This window comes from Acinetobacter rudis, assembly GCF_031157835.1.
GTDB classification, from domain to species: Bacteria; Pseudomonadota; Gammaproteobacteria; order Pseudomonadales; family Moraxellaceae; genus Acinetobacter; species Acinetobacter rudis_A.
In genome coordinates this window covers 1-19,591 of record NZ_JAVIDR010000020.1, presented here as the reverse complement: position 1 = coordinate 19,591, position 19,591 = coordinate 1, and the positions used below count along the sequence as shown (strand labels likewise).

Below are 19,591 nucleotides of genomic sequence, written 5' to 3'. Positions count from 1 at the left end.
TCCCGATATATTCGCGCCAGTAGGCCAAAGCTTGTGTTATAACTAGTTTTCACGTTTTTTATATTTAAGAATTGAAGACCAAGACAATGACACTATCTGCATTGAAGCAACTACAAGCACTAACCACGATTGTCGCGGATACGGGTGATTTAAAAGCAATTCAACAATTTCGCCCTTTGGATGCAACAACAAATCCATCTCTCATTACAGCAGCAGCGAAGCAAGCTGAAAATAAGGCACTTATTGAAGAGGCCTATCAACAAGCTCAACGTGAGGCCTATCAAGGCACGGCTCTAATTGAACGTACAATTGATATTTTAACGGTCAAACTTGGTGTAGAAATTTTAAAAACAATCCAAGGCCGTGTATCAACTGAAGTTGATGCAGCCTTATCTTATGATACTGCTGCGACTGTCGCTAAAGCCAAAGAGCTTCTTGCACTCTATCAAGAATATGGCATTGAACAACACCGAATTTTGATTAAAATTGCGTCAACATGGCAAGGCATTCAAGCGGCTAAACAACTTGAGGCTGAAGGAATCCACTGTAATCTCACCTTACTTTTTGGTATGCATCAAGCCAAAGCTTGCGCAGATGCCCAGGTCACTCTAATTTCCCCATTTGTTGGACGCATCTTAGACTGGTATAAGAAGGCTGAGCAAGTTGATCACTATCCAATTGATAAAGATCCTGGTGTATTATCAGTAAAACAAATTTACCATTACTATAAACAGCATCAAATTAAAACAGAAGTCATGGGAGCAAGTTTCCGAAGTGTTGAACAAGTTCTAGGCTTAGCTGGATGCGACCTACTAACAGTTGCACCATCACTACTGGCCGAACTAGACCAAGATCACCGCATTGTGAGTGCAACACTAGATGCTAAGCAAATAGCTGTTCTAGAAAATAATCCTGCGGCCATAAACCAAACACTATTCGAACAACAACTCGCTGATGACCTAATGGCTTCTCAATTACTTCGCTCAGGGATTGAGGGTTTTATTCAAGCACGTCAACAGCTTCAACTATTACTGCAACAATCCTTTGAAGTCTCAGCCTAAAATCAGGCATAATACATCCAATTCATCCTATGCTGTAACCACAAGTGTTGCAGTATCGGGATGATGCTTCCCTTCTTATATAGCAAGTCAGACTTTCATAGTCAGCATCACCTGCGAGTCATTTATGTTCGGCATCACCGATATTTGGACCTATATCATTGGCGCAATTTTTATCATTATCTTGCCAGGACCAAATTCGATTTATGTGATGTCAGTAGCCTCTCGCTTTGGTGTGAAAACTGGATATCAAGCAGCTTTTGGCGTATTCATAGGTGATTTAATCCTAATTTTAGCTACTGTGCTTGGTGCTGCCTCTTTACTCAGAGCCTTTCCATGGATTTTCATCTTACTTAAAGTTGTTGGTGCAACTTATTTGTCGTATTTAGGCATTCGACTGTGTATTGCTGCATATAAAACGTGGAATAATTCAACCCAAAATATACAAGGGCAAAAAAGTCAGGAATTACAAAGCTTCCATCCTTTTCGTAGTGCATTAACAATTAGTTTAATAAATCCTAAAGCAATCTTATTTTATCTATCTTTCTTTATTCAGTTTGTAGATCCAACATACCCACATCCTGCAATTAGCTTCACTATACTGGCAACAATATTACAATGTCTTAGCATGACATATTTAACCCTGCTTATTTTTTCAGGAATCAAGTTAGCTCACTATTTCAACCGTTATTATAAAATTGCGGCAGCGGGTATTACCCTTGTTGGCGTTTCGTTTTGTATTTTTGGTTTTAAACTTGCGACCTCAAGCCTAAGTTAAAATGATCACCATCAAAATGGATGAATATTTCTAAATTATTACTAGGTCTCAACAGTAGTTATCGGTATGATCTTTAGCAAAACAATCCACCTTTAACTTGCTTTAGATCATGAATAAACTTATCCAAGATTTTTCTATTACTGCAGTATTTGCTGGTTTTATTACCTTTCTTGTTGGCATTAGTGTTTCATCTGTTCTTGTCATTCAAGCCGCTCAAAACTTGGGAGCTAATACTGCACAAATTAGTTCATGGTTTTGGGCTTTGGGTACAGGTATTGGTCTATGTGCCTTATTGCTATCATGGAAATTTAAGTACCCTGTTGTTACTTCATGGTCAACAGCAGGACTTGCGCTCATCATTGCCAGTGGTAGTGGATATAGTCTTAATGAGGCCTTAGGTGCTTTTGTCATTTGTGGATTATTCACCATTATCTTGGCCTATTTGGGTATTTTTGAACGAATCTTATCGTTTATTCCACAAAGTCTAACAAGTGCTATGCTCGCAGGTGTACTACTCAAGTTTGGTATAGATGTATTTGCACAATTGCAACATGGTTTTGGCTTTGTTCTCGCCATACTGGCTTGTTATATTATCTCCAAACGTATTTGGCCTCGATATAGCATCGTGATTACCGTTATAGCCAGCTTTGTACTCAGTCCTTTTTTTATGCATATTCCTGCGCTTAATTTAAATTGGACTATTAGCCAACCTGTTTGGACCACTCCCCATTTTAGCGTTGCCGCACTGCTTGGTTTAGCTCTGCCACTTTTAGTGATTAATATGGCCTCACAGTATCTACCCGGCATTGCTATTATTAAAAGCTATGGTTATGAACCTCATATTAAACCCTTAATCGGATGGACTGGCGTTGCTCAAACACTGTTAGCTCCATTTGGTTGTTTTAGTGTCAATATTGCAGCAATCAGTGCAGCCATTAGTTTAGATGATCAGGTACATCATGATCCAAGTAAACGTTATATTGCAGGCATGAGTTGTGGCGTGTTTTATCTCATCATGGGATTATTCGCAGCAACATTAACCAGTTTACTCTTATCGTTCCCAACATTATTTATCGTCACTTTGGCTGGTATCGCTCTCTTTGCCACCATTGGACATAATATTGTGGTTGCTTTTGCAGATGTAGATCAACGTGAAGCAGCCTTGATGACTTTCCTATTTAGTGCGTCTGGTGTGCAATTTTTGGGTATTGGCTCGGCATTTTGGGGCCTAGTCTTTGGCTGTATTGTCTCTTGGATTTATACTAAACGACGTTAATTGCTATAAAAATAAGATAAACAGCCCTTCTCAGGGCTGTTTGCAATCAAAAATATCTTCTTAAATCTCAGGATATTCTCCTGTGCCTTCTGGCCAAGGTGTCAACAACTCAAAACCTGTCTCAGTGACTGCAATCATATGTTCCCATTGTGCAGAAAGCGAACGATCCGATGTAACCACCGTCCACCCATCAGCCAATTCCTTCACTCGAGCTTTCCCCATATTCACCATAGGTTCAATGGTAAACACCATCCCTGGCTTTAACGCTGTGCCATGGCCAGGTTTGCCAAAATGTAAAATATCGGGTTGATCATGGTAAACCTGACCAATGCCATGTCCACAATATTCTCTGACTATGCTATAGCCAGCTTGCTCTGCCAAACTTTGAATTGCAAAACCAATATCACCTAAAGTTGCATTTGGTTTAACAGCATGGATGCCTGCTCGCATGGCTAAATAGGTGGTATCAATCAATTTTTTCGCAGCGGCATCAACCTGACCAACACAATACATTCGACTGGTATCACCAAAATACCCGTCTTTTATAATAGCGACATCAATATTGATAATATCGCCTTCTTTTAAAATAACCCGACTTGAAGGAATACCATGACAAACCACATGGTTAGGAGAAATACAGGTCGTTTTCGTATAGCCAGAATAACCCACATTCGCAGGAATAACCTTTAAGGTATTAACAATATAATCGTTGCAGATATCATCCAGATACTCCGTCGTTACACCTGGCTTCACATATGGTGTGATCATCTGTAAAACCTTCGCAGCCAAACGACCCGAATCTCGTAATTTCTCTAAATCATACGAACTGTTAATTTTAATCTGCGAAACTCGCATCAATCTCACCCCAATTTTAAATTTATCACTATCTTACACCATATCTTTAATCGAGGTCTAAGCACCTGCTCGATCCTTATACAGCAACCATCTTCAATTCATTGCTCAATATTTGCGATGCCTCACAAATAGTTTTTCATACAATTCAATAGCATTGATTGCTTATAGAGCTGATTCAAAAAATAAAATACACTTCAATTCATATTTCTACTAAAATCTACGCTTTTGTAATATTCCGCAGTTGTATGACCACACTCAAATCAAGAGATATCCTTGCTCTTGGCTTTATGACCTTTGCATTATTTATTGGTGCGGGAAATATCATTTTCCCTCCCATTGTTGCCCAACAAGCTGGTGAACATGTCTGGCTTGCTGCTTTTGGTTTTCTGATTACAGCCGTCGGCCTCCCAGTATTAACAATTGTTGCACTTTCACGTACTCAAGGCTCTATTGCGATTTTGAGTTCCCCATTGGGTAAAATCGCTAGTCTGATTCTAACTATTGTATGTTATCTTTCTGTCGGTCCTTTATTTGCTATTCCACGGACTGCGACTGTTTCCTACGAAATTGGCTTTGCTTCATATTTGCAAGGCAATGAACATAGTATGTTGATTTATAGCTTAATTTATTTTGCTGTAGTTACAATCGTTTCACTCTATCCAAATAAATTACTCGATACCATAGGTAACGTTTTAGCTCCCCTTAAAATTCTATCGTTGCTCATTTTAGGAATTGCTGCACTTTTAATTCCAAGCCAAATGGTTCCTCCTGCAATTAATAACTACATAAACTCTCCCGTTTCTGAAGGTTTTGTAAGTGGTTATTTAACCATGGATACTTTAGGCGCTTTAGTCTTTGGTATTGTGATTATCCATGCCATACATTCGCGTGGTGTCACAGATAATAAGTTAGTGATTAAATATTCAATTATTGCAGCGATTATCTCTGGTATTGGATTAACTCTAGTTTATTTAAGCTTATTTAAACTGGGCCTAGGAAGTCATGAAGTTGCTCCAAATGCAAGTAATGGTGCAATCATTTTACATGCCTATGTTGAACATGCTTTTGGTGATCGTGGTGCACTTTTCTTGTCTGCTATGATTTTCTTAGCGTGTATGGTTACGGCCATTGGATTAACTTGTGCTTGTGCAGACTACTTCTCTCAAATCACTCGTATTTCCTATAAAGCCTATGTATTCATCTTTATTTTGTTTTCACTTGTGATTTCAAATTTAGGTTTAACTAAACTAATTGCTTTCTCCGTTCCTGTATTAAGTGCGATTTACCCACCAGCAATTGTTGTAATTCTCTTAAGTTTTCTCTCCAAAAAATTTCATCAACCGCAACGAGTTATTCAACCCGTAACGGCTATTGCTTTTGTATTTGGAATTTTTGAAGGAATCCGCGTATCACCATTTAAAGATATGTTGCCTGAATTCCTCAATCACTTACCTCTCACTGAGCAAAATCTTGCATGGCTGATCCCATCATTTATATTTCTCATCATTTTTACAATTATCGATCGTGTAAAAGGTCCTACCCATACTGCCTAATACATTAAAACAAGTTATTTAAGTTATATGCTCGATTTAGTTTTACCCAAATTAAGTAGAGTATCGCAATATTCGTTGTACTTTACCCAAGTACACGTTTATTGGCTTTAAAACATATTGTCTTTTATCGTTATTGTTTAAAACAAAATTTAATTTACTGTTACACTCGGGATTCAAATTTTCAACACTAAATTTAAAATAGTGTTATTTTTCATAATGTTAATAAAATTCAAAACTTAGCTTATTGTTTTATATCCATAAAAAAAATCTCATTTAATGTAAATTTGTCATAAAAGCTTAACAATAATCTGATCGCAAACTTGCATTTTCTTTTTAATCCATGTACAAATAGTCCCTTAACAGACTAAAACAACACGAGTGTTTGTCGCGTATGACAGGAGGGATGGAGATGTTTTCTACACATTTCAACAAGCAAGTCTTCATTAATTCGTTGAAGACAAATCAGAATATGATGACCTTTTTAAGCACTACAATCGGCTTAATTGTCACTATGTTCATACACGGTCTCATTCAAGGCCAACTTAAACCAGTTTACTTTATCTATGCGATTGTTGTGTCACTCGCCTTCGTGCTGTGGGCTATTATTGACCAACGTTTCCGCCCCTGCCACCAAGATGTAGACTAAAAGATGGATGACTTTGTCATCCATCTTTAAACGTCAGCTTCCTTTCCAATCTTCCTTGAACATAAAATTTCCCTGTTTCATCCAAACAAATAAACACCCGCCCCAACCAACAATGCGGTTGTCGCCCCTAACTCCGCAATCACTAATGCCCACATGGCTATTTTCATCATCCAAGATGCAATATTAAGTTTTCCAAGCTTATGCGGCTTTCTAAATTGGTTTTGTGTATCTTGTAAATAACCATGCACCACATAACTTAAAATAGAAAAACTAAAGAAAAATAAGTTCATTACAACAAAAATTAAGTTTAGCCAATCTGACCAAACTGAAAAGAATGCCAATACCCCTAAAATCAGTGTTGCAGGCGCATATAGTAAGCTGCTTCTATGAGCAACATCAACATAGTAATGAGCACGTGCTTGGGGTGATCTTTGAATTTGCCAATATTTCCAAACACCAGTCAACATGCCAACCCATAGATAAACCCCACTAAAAAATACACATAGTCGTACTGCTAAAGAAAGATTATCCCACATCAAAATATATTATCCTTAAAAATCATGATGTTAAAATCATTTAATGCGTATTCACTAATACACCCCACTCTACAATGAATCAGTGTATTACAGTAACTGCTGGAAAATGAATATCTATATAGGCTGATAAATCACTTTAGATATATTTAATTACAGTATTCAATAAATTTATTATCTAAAAAAACTTTTGAATTACCTTGAGTTATACTCCTGATTTTACAAAGGTTAATCAAATAATTTTTCGAATAAAATTGTTATAAACTCATTATGACAATTTCGACCAACACTCAATGAACAAAGGCCACATTTTAAAAAGTTTTTTTTACACTAAAATGTAGTCCTGTCCAATTCAAAAATAATTTAGTTTTGGCAGTATTTATACAATAACAATTGTACTGTAATTTAGGCTAATGTTTCTCTAGACAAGAATTTTTACTCATTTGAGCACCTTATTTTAAACCCACTTATATTTGGTTTTATCACTTAAATTGAGTGTCTCCCAAACACTAGGCTAAAGCACAGCAATCATGCTACGTAATTTTAAGAAAAATATAGCAAAAAGATTTTTTATACATATCTATTTATTTTTGCTTATTTTTTATATTACTAAGCAATGCTTTAATCCAAATAATAATATCATCTCAATCAGATGATTATTAAAAATAATAGGGCGCCATTGATGACCAAAAAATTCGCAAAATTTTTACCAGCAACAGAAAATTTCAGCTTTGATAATTTTCCATTTTACTGGATTACTCAGGTACATTCCCAATATATACACAATGTTGATCAAGCATTGAAAAAATATGGTGTGGATAATTCACGCCGTCGCCTACTCACTATTTTAGAAACGAGACCACATGCCAGTGTTTCAGAACTATCAGAATCTATTGTTTCAAAAATGTCGACTACAACCAAAATTGTTTATCGCCTAAAAGATGAAGGTTATGTTGAGACCTATTCTTGTGAGAATGATGCACGTATTACTCGTGTTTATTTGACTGATGCGGGTTTAGAGATGACTCAAAAAATTAATGACTTAATGGCCATTGTATTAGAACAATCTTTTGAAGGTCTAACCCCACTTCAAGTTGAAAAAATGACAGAACACTTAAAACATATTTTTAAAAATCTTGCTCGTTGAAAAGCAACCATAAAAAAAGACCCATATTAGGGTCTTTTTTGCAAAACGTGGATCAAAACATCAATAAAATCAGAGTGCTTGTACCATTTTTTTCTGCTGTGCATTTTTACGAATTGTAATCATAATCAATTGTACTGCAGCTGGTGTTACACCAGGGATACGTCCAGCTTGTGCAAGTGTTTCAGGTAGAACACCTTTAAGCTTTTGCGTAATCTCACGAGATAAACCAGATACAACATCATAATTAAAATCAGCAGGAATTTTAGTTTCTTCCAAACGTTTTAACTGTGCAACATCTTCATGTTGACGGTTGATATAACCTTCATATTTCACAGCAATTTCAATTTGATCGCCAACTTGTGCTGAAACTTCAGAGCCTGTTAATTCTGCAATTTGAGCAAAACTAATGTTAGGACGTTTCAATAAATCAATCGCACTACACTCTTTGCTTAAATCTGCACCGGTCATTTCAATGAATTTTTTACCCATTGGATTGTTCGGTGCAGCCCACAAATGCTGAAGACGACCAGTCTCACGTTCTACAGCTTCCATTTTTTCACTATACGCAGCCCAACGTGCATCATCAACCAAACCAAGTTCACGGCCAATTGAAGTTAAACGTTGATCGGCATTATCTTCACGCAACATAAGACGATATTCTGCACGTGAGGTAAACATACGATACGGTTCTTTAGTTCCTAAAGTAATTAGATCATCAACAAGAACACCCATATAAGCTTCATCACGCTTAGGTGTCCATTGTTCTTGATCCCAAGCACGACGTGCTGCATTAAGACCTGCGAGCAAACCTTGTGCACCAGCTTCTTCATATCCTGTAGTGCCATTTATTTGACCAGCAAAATACAAGTTCTGAATGGCCTTAGTCTCTAATGTAAACTTTAATGCCTGAGGGTTAAAATAATCGTATTCAATTGCATAGCCTGGACGAAGAATATGCGCATTTTCCATACCACGAATTGAACGAACCAGTTCAAATTGCACATCAAATGGTAAAGAAGTCGAAATTCCATTTGGATATAACTCATGCGTGTCTAGCCCTTCTGGCTCTAAAAAGACTTGATGAGACTCTTTATCTGCAAAACGATGAATTTTATCTTCAATAGATGGACAATAACGTGGACCAACGCCTTCAATTACACCAGTATACATAGGTGAACGATCCAAGCCTCCACGAATAATTTCATGAGTACGTTCATTCGTATGTGTAATATAACAATTGACTTGTTCGGGATGCATTGACACATCGCCCATAAATGACATTGTTGGTGATGGAAAATCACCAGGCTGTGGAGTCATTACAGAAAAATCAACAGAACGCGCATCAATACGTGGAGGAGTACCAGTTTTCAAACGTCCTACTGGAAGTTTTAGTTCACGTAAACGATCTGCCAAAGCAATAGAAGGCGGATCGCCTGCTCGTCCACCCTGAGATTTTTCTAAACCAACATGAATAATTCCGCCTAGGAATGTTCCTGTTGTTAAAACAACCGTTTTGCAGTCAAAACGGATGCCCATCTGAGTGACCACCCCTTTAACAGTGTCACCCTCAACAATGAGATCGTCAGCTGCTTGTTGAAAAATATCAAGATTTTCTTGATTTTCTAGTGTATGGCGAATGGCAGCTTTATAGCGTATCCGATCGGCCTGTGCACGAGTTGCTCGAACAGCCGCACCTTTACGCGAGTTTAAAATGCGAAATTGTATCCCACCTTTATCTGCTGCAAGTGCCATTGCACCACCAAGTGCATCAATTTCTCTTACAAGATGAGACTTACCAATACCACCAATTGCGGGGTTACAACTCATTTGCCCCAAAGTCTCGATATTGTGCGTCAGAAGTAAGGTCTGTCGTCCCATGCGTGCAGCTGCAAGGGCAGCCTCTGTACCCGCGTGACCGCCACCAATAACAATGACATCGTAAACTTTAGGATAAAACATAGTAGTATGTGACAAAAAAGAAAAGACGGAAAATTATAGCAAATCTTTAAAATGATGTAGAGCCGATCGGTAAAATTAATTGCATGACTTTGTTTTAAAGCACATTATTTACTTCCAACTCTATATTAATAAGTAATATTCTTATGCTATACAGCTTTTTATTTTCAATCTGCACATCTTGACATTATTTTAGTTACAATGTCTTTTTCGCGAATTATTTAGGTTTTCATGGTGAAGTGGTTACAAATTCATATTACAGTTGAACAAGCTCAAGTTGATTATACTGAAACATTATTAAGTTCACTTGGTGCTGTCAGTGTGACTTTAGATGATGCGGAAAATCAAGACTTATTAGAACCCTTACCAGGCGAAACACCTTTATGGAATAAAGTCATTGTAACCGGCATTTATGCTGAAGAAGAAGGTGAAAGTCTAGATGTAGCTGCACTTGAGACTTTTATTAAAACCCAATTACCTGACGCACCATTACAAAGTGAATTTTTAGAAGACCAAGTGTGGGAACGCTCATGGATGGACTACTATGAGCCTATTCAAATTGATGAAAATTTTTGGATTGTACCAGAATGGTTAGCGGCTCCAAACCCAGAAGCTGTCAATCTTAAACTAGATCCAGGTCTTGCATTTGGTACAGGCAATCATGCTAGTACTTTTTTATGTTTACAATGGTTAGGTAAAACCGATTTAAAAGATAAAATCGTTATTGATTACGGATGTGGATCAGGAATTTTAGCTGTAGCTGCGCTTTTGTTGGGTGCAAAAAAAGTTTATGCCACTGATATTGACCCTCAAGCTGTTTTGGCAACCAAACAAAATGCAGAACTTAATGGCGTATTAGATCGTCTATATGTAGATTTACCTGAAGCCTTTGAACAAACATTCAAGCCGCAACAAGCCGACATCTTGGTTGCCAATATTTTAGCAGGGCCATTAATGTCACTTGTCGAAGAGTTCGCAGCTTTGACTAAACCACAAGCAGAATTTGCTCTAGCTGGAATTATTGAAGAACAAGTAGAAGATGTTAGCCAGACTTATCAAACTTTCTTTGATGTCACAGATCGTGCTCAACGAGAAGATACTTGGTATAGACTCTCTGGAAAACGTCGTTAATTATAATAGTAACTTAGGTTAAGCCTATGACCAAACAGACCCGCTGCCCTAACTGTCAAAGTATATATAAAGTGACAGTTCCACAATTGACCGTGACACAAGGTATGGTCTGTTGCCCAAAATGTAATGAACGCTTTAATGCCGTACTCCATTTAAAACAACCCAATATTAACCTTCCTTCAGATCAGGCTCCACGTTCACATGAACAACGTGCTTTCTTTAATCGTACCAAAGTAATATCTGATGACAGTATTCTAGGCTTAGATATATTAACCTTAAAGGTTGACCACTCTAATTTAGACTTACACCACTATCTCAATAACTTAAATTATTATCATCGTAATAATGTCTATTGTTTTCCAGCACAAAGCCCAACTCAAAGTCGAGAAATGGCTTTTCAACGTAAAAAAAGACCACAACTTGCTTATTACCTAATGTGGGGCATCATCAACTTTTCATTATTTTTACTTTTTATATTTCAAATCTTATGGTTTAACCCACAATTATTAGAACAATCTCAACTCTCAAATCTATTCTTTAATAAGGCTTGTGCTTTAATACAGTGTGAAACGCTTGACCAACGTTATACCAAGCTCAATGTCGAGCATTTTAAAATTGAACGTACCCTTGATAATCACACCCAGATTTCTGGTATCTTAATGAATTACAATACGGAAAGTTTAAAACTGCCTCAACTCAAAATCATCATGCAAAAGGATGAACAGTACTTAGAACGCATGATTTCACCTGCTGAATACTTAGCACCGAGTCTACATGGCATAAGTCGCATTCCTGCACGCCATCCTTACAGCTTTAAAGTAACTTTATTACAACAGTATGACGCAAAATGGCAATATGAAATACAGATTGTACGTCCATAACAAGGTTAATTAAAAAAATAATAAAAAAATTGTAGTTAACTTGCTCATTTTTTCTAAGACAATGCTATTATATGCGCCACGAAAGCTAAGCTTCGTCAACATTTGCAAATCCCACAACAATTATGTCTAGTTTTGTGCAATATTTATCAGTATTGCGCAGCTGGTTTTTTTGTCTGTGAAATAGCTGTGGTTACAATTATTAATTTATTGTTACGCTTATTTTGCAACCAATTTGGCGAATTATGGCAAGCTAATTGTTATCAATATCGGGCGCGCGATTTAAGATCTAAATCGACACTCAAGTTTTATACCACATTTATACTGCTTTACCCGGGCAGTATTTGTTTTTATTCGGATAAATACGCATGAATAGTAAGTCTCCCATTTTTACTGCACAATCTGATGTCGCTCTTCGTATACATGTAGATCGCGCTGTTCGTCATTACTTTGCTCAATTGCAAGGCGAACAACCATCTCAAGTTTACGATATGGTATTGGCAGAAATGGAGAAACCTCTTTTGTCTGTAGTCTTAGAATATACTCGCGGCAATCAAACACGTGCTGCAGAGATTCTGGGATTAAATCGTGGAACTTTGCGTAAAAAGTTAAAAGCTCACGGCCTAATGAGTGAATAAAATGCTAAAATGCTCACGTCTGTGGGCATTTTTTATGCCCATCTGTTTTTAATCTGTAGACTTCAACACAACAGCTGACTGATAATCATGACTATTACACGCGCTTTGATCTCTGTTTCTGACAAAACAGGAATTGTCGAATTTGCTCAACAACTTGCAAATTTAGGGGTAGAAATTCTTTCTACGGGTGGTACTTACAAGCTATTGAAAGAAAATAATATCTCTGTCGTAGAGGTGTCTGAGCACACTGGCTTTCCTGAAATGATGGATGGTCGCGTCAAAACTCTACATCCGAAAATCCATGGTGGTATCTTGGCTCGTCGTGGTCTAGATGAAGCAGTAATGCAAGAACACCAAATCGCTCCTATCGATTTAGTTGTGGTGAACCTCTATCCGTTTGCTGCTACTGTTGCAAAACCAAATTGTAGCCTTGCTGATGCAATTGAAAATATTGACATTGGTGGTCCAACAATGGTTCGTGCTGCAGCAAAAAACCATGCTTCAGTAGGTATTGTTGTTAATGCTACAGATTACGCTGACATTATTGCTGAAATTAAAGCGAATGGCACACTTTCTCATGCGACTCGATTTGATCTTGCAGTAAAAGCTTTTGAACATACAGCACAGTATGATGGCATGATTGCTTCATATCTTGGCGCACGTGTTGCTAAAGCTGAGGGTGAAGAAGCTGATAAATTTGCACGCACCTTTAATACACAATTAAATAAAGCTCAAGATTTACGTTACGGTGAAAACCCACACCAAGCAGCTGCATTCTACGTTGACGCTAATGCAAATGAAGCGTCTGTTTCTACGGCAAAACAGCTACAAGGTAAAGAGTTATCTTATAACAATATTGCAGACACTGACGCAGCACTTGAATGTGTTAAAACATTTGTAAAACCTGCCTGTGTTATTGTTAAACATGCCAATCCTTGCGGTGTTGCAGTTTCTTTAGATGGTATTCATGCAGCATATGATCTTGCTTATGCAACTGATCCTGAATCAGCTTTTGGTGGCATTATTGCATTTAACCGCGAATTAGATGTTGCAACTGCTCAAGCAATTGTTGATCGTCAATTTGTTGAAGTGATCATTGCACCAAGTATTGCTGATGGCGTTTTAGAAGTAACTGGCGCGAAGAAAAATGTTCGCGTACTGGTATGTGGTGAACTACCAGCACCAGAACAACGTCAAGCACAATATGACTACAAACGTGTAAATGGTGGTCTTCTTGTTCAAGATCAAGATCTTGGCATGATTAGCAAAGATGATCTCAAGGTTGTGACTAAGATTGCACCAACTGAACAGCAAATTGATGACCTTATCTTCGCTTGGAAAGTAGCGAAATACGTTAAATCAAACGCAATTGTCTATGCGAAAAACCGTCAAACTATTGGTGTAGGCGCAGGTCAAATGAGCCGTGTTAACTCAGCACGTATTGCAGCAATCAAAGCAGAACATGCAGGTCTTGTTGTTGAAGGTGCAGTAATGGCATCTGATGCATTCTTCCCATTCCGTGATGGTATTGATAACGCTGCTAAAGCAGGAATCAAATGCATTATTCAACCGGGTGGTTCAATGCGTGATGAAGAAACCATCGCTGCTGCAGATGAGCATGGAATCGCAATGGTCTTTACGGGTATGCGTCATTTCCGTCATTAATCTTTACGCATGATTCTCTAATGAGAGGGTCATGCCCATATATTTGATTATTTCGATATTTATGCCTAAAGTCCTCTCTGTTAGAGGACTTTATGTCATTGAGATTCATGGAGTTTGTGGCAATGAATATTTTAGTTCTAGGTAATGGTGGTCGTGAGCATGCATTAGCATGGAAAATTGCCCAAGATGAGAAAGTCAACAAAGTTTTTGTTGCACCAGGTAATGCTGGCACAGCAACAGAAGCAAAATGTGAAAATGTTGCAGTGGACATTTTAGACAACCCTGCCATTATTGCATTTGCTCAACAAAATAACGTAGACCTCATTGTAGTTGGTCCCGAAGCGCCTTTAGTTAATGGTGTTGTTGATGCTTGCCGTTCAGCTGGTTTAAAAATCTGGGGTCCAACACAATTCGCTGCCCAACTAGAAGGCTCTAAAGCTTTTGCCAAACATTTCTTGAAACGCCATAACATTCCAACAGCATTTTATGATGTTTTCACCGATGTAGCAGCGGCTAAAGCTTATGTTGAACATCATGGTGCGCCTATCGTTATCAAAGCAGATGGTCTTGCTGCTGGTAAAGGGGTAATTGTTGCCATGAGCAATGATGAGGCTTTTGCTGCAATTGATGATATGTTGGCTGGCAATAAGTTTGGTGATGCAGGTTCTCGTGTTGTTATCGAACAATTTCTTGATGGTGAAGAAGCATCTTTCATTTGCATGATTGATGGTAATAACATTTTACCAATGGCAACATCACAAGACCATAAACGTATATTTGAAGCAGACCAAGGCCCTAACACAGGCGGTATGGGTGCTTACTCACCTGCCCCTGTCGTTACATCCGAAGTATTTGAACGTGTTATGAATGAAGTAATGCGTCCAACTGTAGATGGTATGGCAAAAGATGGACACGTCTATACTGGCTTTTTATATGCAGGTCTTATGATTGATACTGCAGGTCAACCTCGTGTAATCGAGTTTAACTGCCGTTTTGGTGATCCTGAAACTCAACCAATTATGATGCGTTTACAGTCATCTTTAGTTGAGCTCATTGAAGCTGGTATTGAAGGTCAACTTCCTGCCGAAGCAGCTTGGGATGAACGTAAAACAGTAGGGATTGTTTTAGCTGCTGAAGGTTATCCTGAAACTGTGCGTAAGGGCGATGTCATTCATGGTCTAAATGTTGAAGTGCCAGAAACAAAAGTTTTTCATGCTGGTACTGCGCTAAATGACCAAGGTGAAGTGATCACTGCAGGTGGTCGTGTTCTTTGTGTGACAGCACTTGGAAATAGTATTAAAGAAGCACAAGCAAAAGCACTTGAGCTTTGCCAACAAGTCACTTTTACTGGTGTACAGTACCGTAAAGACATTGGTTACCGCGCAATTGCTCGCGAACAAGCTTAATTAATCTTATAGCTTGATCCCGTATAGGCATTCATTTGCATGATTATGATCTGAATGAATGCCTATCTCATCTACTCCCCTTGCCTTAATGACCTTCGGCCTCAGCCTTCTATATATTTTTAATTCATATTAAAGTTCATTTTAATTAATTTAAATACTATAAAAAATAAATATACTCTCATTTTACTTCTTATCACCCTGTTGAAATATCATGGCTAATTCAGAACAAAGCTTAACATTCGCATTACCTATCATTGACTTAACTGAAGTGAATAGTTGTAATGCAATGGATATGGCTAGCTTTACACTGAATTTAAGAGAGATATGCCGCGAATCTGGTTTTTTCTATCTGCTTGGTCATGATTTTACTACTGAGGAACTTGCTGAAGTACAAACGCTAGCACATGCTTTTTTTGCACTAGATCCTGCAGAAAAAAATAATATTGCGATGGTTAATTCTCCGCATTTTCGTGGATATAACCATGTTGCTGCCGAATCTACGCAGCAACGACCAGACTATCGCGAGCAAATAGATATAGGTGCTGAACTTACTGCTTTAGAGCTCAATGCTCAAAGCCCCAATTATTATCGTTTGCAAGGCCCAAACCAATGGCCACAGCATTGGCCTGAATTTCGTGAAAAAATAACGGCCTTTCAAGGCAAAGCACGTCAATTATCAATTGAACTTTTAAGACATTTTTTAATCGCATTACAACAACCTGCCGATGCGCTTGACATTTTAATTGATCCTGCTCACCCTGCTGAATTATTAAAATTACTTCATTATCCAGCAAGTTCTAATCCAGATCATCGTCAAGGTGTTGGGGCGCATAAAGATAGTGGTATTATTACGTTACTCACCCAAGACCCGATTGGTGGCTTACAGGTTTACACGCAAAATAGCTGGAAAGATATTCCTTATGTAGAGGGTGCTTTAATTGTCATTATTGGTGAAGTATTAGAACTTGCGAGTAATGGTTATCTCCATGGTAATATTCACCGTGTAAATGCACCACAAGCTGGCCAAGATCGTTATTCGATCGCTTATTTTTTAACGCCGAACATTTTTGCTGGCGATATTCCAATATTGGATTTAAAACCCGAACTTGCTGCTTTAGCACTTGGGCCTGATTATGAACCACATAATCCATTGTATAGAAATGTTGGTTTAAATACTCTAAAGGGGCGTTTACGTTCACATTTGGATGTTACTGAACGTCATTATCCAAAAGAATATCAACAGCTACAAAATAAACAAACTCTAGTCGAAACGACTGAAGTTTAAACCTTACCGATTCCATTAAGGACGAGAGAAATGAAAAAATACATCAGCCTGTTCCTGAGTCTGTTTGTACTGCTAGCAGCCGCTTGCAGCAAAACACCAGAAGGCCAAAATACAGCCAGCACTGATGCGGCTAAATCTACAAAAATCACAATCGCTTCAACGGGTTCTGATACTGATGTTTGGCGTTATATTGCTGGTCTAGAATCAACAAAAGCTGCAGGCTTTAATATTGAAGTGAAAAACTTTAATGATTACGTTGCAATGAATAATGCAACTGCTAATAAAGAAGTAGACCTTAACGCATTCCAATCTTATAACTACTTACTTGCTTATAATGCTGAAAGCGAACAGAAAGTTGCACCTGTATCAACAACTTATATCGAACCAATGGGTATTTATTCAGATAAAGTTAAAACTGTCGCAGAGCTTGCAAATAATGCAAAAATTGCAATTCCAAACGATGCGGCAAATGAAGCTCGTGCACTCTCACTGCTTCAATCAGCAGGATTAGTTAAACTTAAAGCTGACTTTGATCCAATCAAAGGAACAACACGTGATGTTGTTGAAAATCCTAAGAACTTAGAGTTAAAAACTATTCCTATGGCAACTGCTGTACGTGTAAAAGGTGAAGTTGATGCCATCGTACTAGGCAACACGCTAGCAATGGAAGGTGGTTTAAATGTTATTAAAGATGCGATTTATTATGAAAAAATCGATCAAAGCACTAAACTCTATGTCAACATTCTTGCCACTGCAGCAGGTCGTGAAAATGACGCAACTTTGCAAAAAGTAGGTGAACTTTATCACAGTGCTGAAGTTAAAAAATATGTTGAAGAACATTTTGCTGGAACAAAAATTGATGTCAATAAACCTGTATCTTACTTAACTGAAAGCAAATAATTTATTGAGTCTCTCAGCAGGTAGTGAGCTACCTGCTTTTTCTTTTAGGTTATTTGATGTAGACAAAGAACGATGATTGAATTTAAAAATATTTCCAAACACTATGTGCAAAAGGGTCAAACCTATCAAGCACTCAATCAAATTAATCTAGAAATTCCCCAAGGTAGTATCTTTGGTATTATTGGTTACAGTGGTGCAGGTAAAAGTACTTTAATTCGTTTAATCAATTTACTTGAACGCCCAACTACAGGTCAGGTATTTATCCAACAAAAAGACCTTACTGCTTTTAGTTCCCAACAATTACGTCAAGAACGTGCCAATATTGGCATGATTTTCCAGCACTTCAATTTATTGGAAACAAAAACCGTTGCTGCAAATATTGAAATGCCGTTATTACTTTTGGGTTATAGCAAAGCTGAACGACAAAAACGTGTTGATGAACTACTTGATTTTATTGACCTAAAAAATAAAAAAAATGCCTATCCAGATGAACTTTCAGGTGGACAAAAACAGCGTGTAGGTATTGCTCGAGCATTGGCCAATCGACCTAAAATTTTACTGTGTGATGAAGCAACGTCTGCACTTGATCCACAAACCACACGATCTGTATTAGCTTTATTAAAAAAAATTAATCAAGAACAAAATATTACCATTGTCATGGTCACTCATGAAATGGATGTAATTGAATCTGTGTGTGATTATGTAGCGGTAATGGAAGCTGGAAAAGTGGTTGAAACAGGAACAACCTTAGAAATTTTTAGCCACCCACAACATCCAACTACACAAAGTTTTATTCAAACTGTATTACAACAACAGTTGCCTGTCAGCATATTAGAACGTCTAGAAAACCAGAATCATCATAGTATTTACAGCCTACAATTTTTAGGTAAATCTGCTCAAGAAACGGTTATTCAACAAACCATTGGTCAATTTGACTTACAGCTTAATATTTTATTTGCCAATATGACTGAAATTCAAGGTCATGTGATTGGACAAATGTTTGTGCAACTCCTTGGTGCAAACGATCAGATCAGTGCTGCTATTGCCTATCTAGAGGCTAATCAAGTTATTGTAAAACAAGCAGGAGTTATCGCATGAGAGAGTTAATTGTTCAGTTTCTCACATCTGTGACACAGCCTTTTTGGCAAAGTGTAGTCACAATGGATGAGTTCGTGACAGCAATGCAAGAAACACTCTATATGCTCTTTCTTGCCATGTTGTTAGGTAGCGTATGGGGCTTTATTCAAGCCATCACACTATGGCTGACACGACCACAAGGTATTTTATCTAATCGTCTAATTTATAATAGCTTAGGGCCAATTGTTAATGCACTGCGTTCTCTACCCTTCATTATTTTATTAATCGCATTAATTCCCCTAACCAAAATTTTAACAGGGACTAATATTGGCGTTTGGGCAGCCATTGTACCGCTTACCTTTTATATTGGTCCTTATATTGGTCGTTTACTTGAAATCTCTCTGCTTGAAGTCAACCCTGGAATTGTCGAATCCGCTCAAGCAATGGGTGCCTCACCAGCGCAAATTATTTTTAAATTTGTCATTCCTGAAGCGCGTAGTTCATTAATACTCAATTTAACCAGTGCCTCAATTAGTTTGCTTGGTGCGACTGCAATGGCAGGTGCTGTTGGCGCAGGTGGTATTGGTGCTTTAGCCATTGATTATGGTTATAACCGTTTTGACGGTAGTGTGGTCACACTTACAGTGATTATATTATTGATAATGGTGCAAATTATTCAAATGATTGGTGAACGTTTATCTCGTCTACGTTAAATCTCACCATCCTTTAATTAAAAAGAGCAAGTACTTAACTTGCTCTTTTCAATTCATTCTTACTTCACTGCGCTACCGCCATTGCTGATCAATCGC

Annotated in this window: 18 protein-coding genes; 15 read left to right on the top strand and 3 right to left on the bottom strand. The window is 37.8% G+C overall.

Annotated elements, in window-relative coordinates; all coding sequences use genetic code 11:
- Positions 1-86: 86 nt before the first annotated feature.
- The 3 genes from tal to RFH42_RS13975 all read left to right on the top strand — a co-directional run bounded on the left by tal (position 87) and on the right by RFH42_RS13975 (position 3,112).
- Positions 87-1,061 carry a transaldolase gene (gene tal / locus RFH42_RS13985; RefSeq protein ID WP_308976357.1) on the top strand — a complete coding sequence of 325 codons (975 nt, stop codon included), beginning with the start codon at positions 87-89 and terminating at the stop codon, positions 1,059-1,061.
- A 124-nt stretch (positions 1,062-1,185) separates the two neighbouring features.
- Complete coding sequence (gene leuE, locus RFH42_RS13980; protein ID WP_308976355.1) at positions 1,186-1,836, top strand: leucine efflux protein LeuE; 651 nt, start codon at positions 1,186-1,188, stop codon at positions 1,834-1,836.
- Positions 1,837-1,945: 109 nt separating this feature from the next.
- A complete protein-coding gene (locus RFH42_RS13975) occupies positions 1,946-3,112 on the top strand; it encodes a benzoate/H(+) symporter BenE family transporter (RefSeq protein ID WP_308976354.1) in 1,167 nt (388 codons plus the stop codon).
- Positions 3,113-3,172: 60 nt separating this feature from the next.
- On the opposite strand, the gene map is transcribed toward RFH42_RS13975, so the two are convergent.
- Complete coding sequence (gene map / locus RFH42_RS13970; RefSeq protein WP_308976353.1) at positions 3,173-3,967, bottom strand: type I methionyl aminopeptidase; 795 nt, start codon at positions 3,965-3,967, stop codon at positions 3,173-3,175.
- A gap of 245 nt (positions 3,968-4,212) precedes the next feature.
- Here map and brnQ point away from each other — a divergent pair, with 245 nt between their 5' ends.
- Both brnQ and RFH42_RS13960 read left to right on the top strand, forming a co-directional pair.
- The gene (brnQ, locus tag RFH42_RS13965; RefSeq protein WP_308976351.1) at positions 4,213-5,520 is read left to right on the top strand and encodes a branched-chain amino acid transport system II carrier protein; all 1,308 of its coding nucleotides are present in this window, start codon (positions 4,213-4,215) and stop codon (positions 5,518-5,520) included.
- A 409-nt stretch (positions 5,521-5,929) separates the two neighbouring features.
- Positions 5,930-6,166 (top strand): hypothetical protein, encoded by a 237-nt coding sequence (locus RFH42_RS13960; protein WP_308976350.1) that lies wholly within the window; start codon positions 5,930-5,932, stop codon positions 6,164-6,166.
- Between the two features lie 77 nt (positions 6,167-6,243).
- On the opposite strand, the gene RFH42_RS13955 is transcribed toward RFH42_RS13960, so the two are convergent.
- Positions 6,244-6,702, bottom strand: coding sequence for a hypothetical protein (locus RFH42_RS13955; RefSeq protein ID WP_308976348.1), 459 nt, complete (start codon positions 6,700-6,702; stop codon positions 6,244-6,246).
- A gap of 679 nt (positions 6,703-7,381) precedes the next feature.
- Between RFH42_RS13955 and RFH42_RS13950 the strand changes: the two genes are divergently transcribed.
- Positions 7,382-7,846, top strand: coding sequence for a MarR family winged helix-turn-helix transcriptional regulator (locus RFH42_RS13950; protein WP_308976346.1), 465 nt, complete (start codon positions 7,382-7,384; stop codon positions 7,844-7,846).
- 69 nt (positions 7,847-7,915) lie between these two features.
- Here RFH42_RS13950 and mnmG read toward each other — a convergent pair whose 3' ends face one another.
- Entirely contained in the window at positions 7,916-9,805 is a 1,890-nt protein-coding gene (gene mnmG, locus RFH42_RS13945; RefSeq protein WP_308976345.1) for a tRNA uridine-5-carboxymethylaminomethyl(34) synthesis enzyme MnmG, read from the bottom strand.
- Positions 9,806-10,036: 231 nt separating this feature from the next.
- Between mnmG and prmA the strand changes: the two genes are divergently transcribed.
- From prmA to RFH42_RS13900, 9 genes are all read left to right on the top strand, one after another.
- A complete protein-coding gene (prmA, locus tag RFH42_RS13940; protein ID WP_308976343.1) occupies positions 10,037-10,933 on the top strand; it encodes a 50S ribosomal protein L11 methyltransferase in 897 nt (298 codons plus the stop codon).
- A 26-nt stretch (positions 10,934-10,959) separates the two neighbouring features.
- Positions 10,960-11,814 (top strand): DUF3426 domain-containing protein, encoded by an 855-nt coding sequence (locus RFH42_RS13935; RefSeq protein ID WP_308976342.1) that lies wholly within the window; start codon positions 10,960-10,962, stop codon positions 11,812-11,814.
- A 365-nt stretch (positions 11,815-12,179) separates the two neighbouring features.
- Positions 12,180-12,449: a DNA-binding transcriptional regulator Fis gene (gene fis / locus RFH42_RS13930; RefSeq protein ID WP_001086304.1), complete on the top strand. Its 270-nt coding sequence runs from the start codon at positions 12,180-12,182 to the stop codon at positions 12,447-12,449.
- A gap of 87 nt (positions 12,450-12,536) precedes the next feature.
- On the top strand, positions 12,537-14,114 hold the full coding sequence (gene purH, locus RFH42_RS13925) for a bifunctional phosphoribosylaminoimidazolecarboxamide formyltransferase/IMP cyclohydrolase (protein WP_308976341.1): 1,578 nt from the start codon (positions 12,537-12,539) through the stop codon (positions 14,112-14,114).
- Between the two features lie 122 nt (positions 14,115-14,236).
- Positions 14,237-15,520 (top strand): phosphoribosylamine--glycine ligase, encoded by a 1,284-nt coding sequence (gene purD, locus RFH42_RS13920; protein ID WP_308976340.1) that lies wholly within the window; start codon positions 14,237-14,239, stop codon positions 15,518-15,520.
- 211 nt (positions 15,521-15,731) lie between these two features.
- Entirely contained in the window at positions 15,732-16,805 is a 1,074-nt protein-coding gene (locus RFH42_RS13915; RefSeq protein ID WP_308976338.1) for an isopenicillin N synthase family dioxygenase, read from the top strand.
- A 30-nt stretch (positions 16,806-16,835) separates the two neighbouring features.
- Entirely contained in the window at positions 16,836-17,705 is an 870-nt protein-coding gene (locus RFH42_RS13910; RefSeq protein WP_308976336.1) for a MetQ/NlpA family ABC transporter substrate-binding protein, read from the top strand.
- 72 nt (positions 17,706-17,777) lie between these two features.
- A complete protein-coding gene (locus tag RFH42_RS13905) occupies positions 17,778-18,803 on the top strand; it encodes a methionine ABC transporter ATP-binding protein (protein WP_308976334.1) in 1,026 nt (341 codons plus the stop codon).
- Positions 18,800-19,495 (top strand): methionine ABC transporter permease, encoded by a 696-nt coding sequence (locus RFH42_RS13900; RefSeq protein WP_308976333.1) that lies wholly within the window; start codon positions 18,800-18,802, stop codon positions 19,493-19,495. Before RFH42_RS13905 ends, RFH42_RS13900 begins: the two co-directional genes overlap by 4 nt.
- Positions 19,496-19,591: the final 96 nt, after the last annotated feature.

Excerpts from the sequence above, each read along its gene's own strand:
- tal (WP_308976357.1), top strand. The coding sequence starts at position 87 with ATGACACTATCTGCATTGAAGCAACTACAAGCACTAACCACGATTGTC.
- leuE (WP_308976355.1), top strand. The coding sequence starts at position 1,186 with ATGTTCGGCATCACCGATATTTGGACCTATATCATTGGCGCAATTTTT.
- RFH42_RS13975 (WP_308976354.1), top strand. The coding sequence starts at position 1,946 with ATGAATAAACTTATCCAAGATTTTTCTATTACTGCAGTATTTGCTGGT.
- map (WP_308976353.1), bottom strand. The coding sequence starts at position 3,967 with ATGCGAGTTTCGCAGATTAAAATTAACAGTTCGTATGATTTAGAGAAA.
- brnQ (WP_308976351.1), top strand. The coding sequence starts at position 4,213 with ATGACCACACTCAAATCAAGAGATATCCTTGCTCTTGGCTTTATGACC.
- RFH42_RS13960 (WP_308976350.1), top strand. The coding sequence starts at position 5,930 with ATGTTTTCTACACATTTCAACAAGCAAGTCTTCATTAATTCGTTGAAG.
- RFH42_RS13955 (WP_308976348.1), bottom strand. The coding sequence starts at position 6,702 with ATGTGGGATAATCTTTCTTTAGCAGTACGACTATGTGTATTTTTTAGT.
- RFH42_RS13950 (WP_308976346.1), top strand. The coding sequence starts at position 7,382 with ATGACCAAAAAATTCGCAAAATTTTTACCAGCAACAGAAAATTTCAGC.
- mnmG (WP_308976345.1), bottom strand. The coding sequence starts at position 9,805 with ATGTTTTATCCTAAAGTTTACGATGTCATTGTTATTGGTGGCGGTCAC.
- RFH42_RS13935 (WP_308976342.1), top strand. The coding sequence starts at position 10,960 with ATGACCAAACAGACCCGCTGCCCTAACTGTCAAAGTATATATAAAGTG.
- fis (WP_001086304.1), top strand. The coding sequence starts at position 12,180 with ATGAATAGTAAGTCTCCCATTTTTACTGCACAATCTGATGTCGCTCTT.
- purH (WP_308976341.1), top strand. The coding sequence starts at position 12,537 with ATGACTATTACACGCGCTTTGATCTCTGTTTCTGACAAAACAGGAATT.
- purD (WP_308976340.1), top strand. The coding sequence starts at position 14,237 with ATGAATATTTTAGTTCTAGGTAATGGTGGTCGTGAGCATGCATTAGCA.
- RFH42_RS13915 (WP_308976338.1), top strand. The coding sequence starts at position 15,732 with ATGGCTAATTCAGAACAAAGCTTAACATTCGCATTACCTATCATTGAC.
- RFH42_RS13910 (WP_308976336.1), top strand. The coding sequence starts at position 16,836 with ATGAAAAAATACATCAGCCTGTTCCTGAGTCTGTTTGTACTGCTAGCA.
- RFH42_RS13905 (WP_308976334.1), top strand. The coding sequence starts at position 17,778 with ATGATTGAATTTAAAAATATTTCCAAACACTATGTGCAAAAGGGTCAA.
- RFH42_RS13900 (WP_308976333.1), top strand. The coding sequence starts at position 18,800 with ATGAGAGAGTTAATTGTTCAGTTTCTCACATCTGTGACACAGCCTTTT.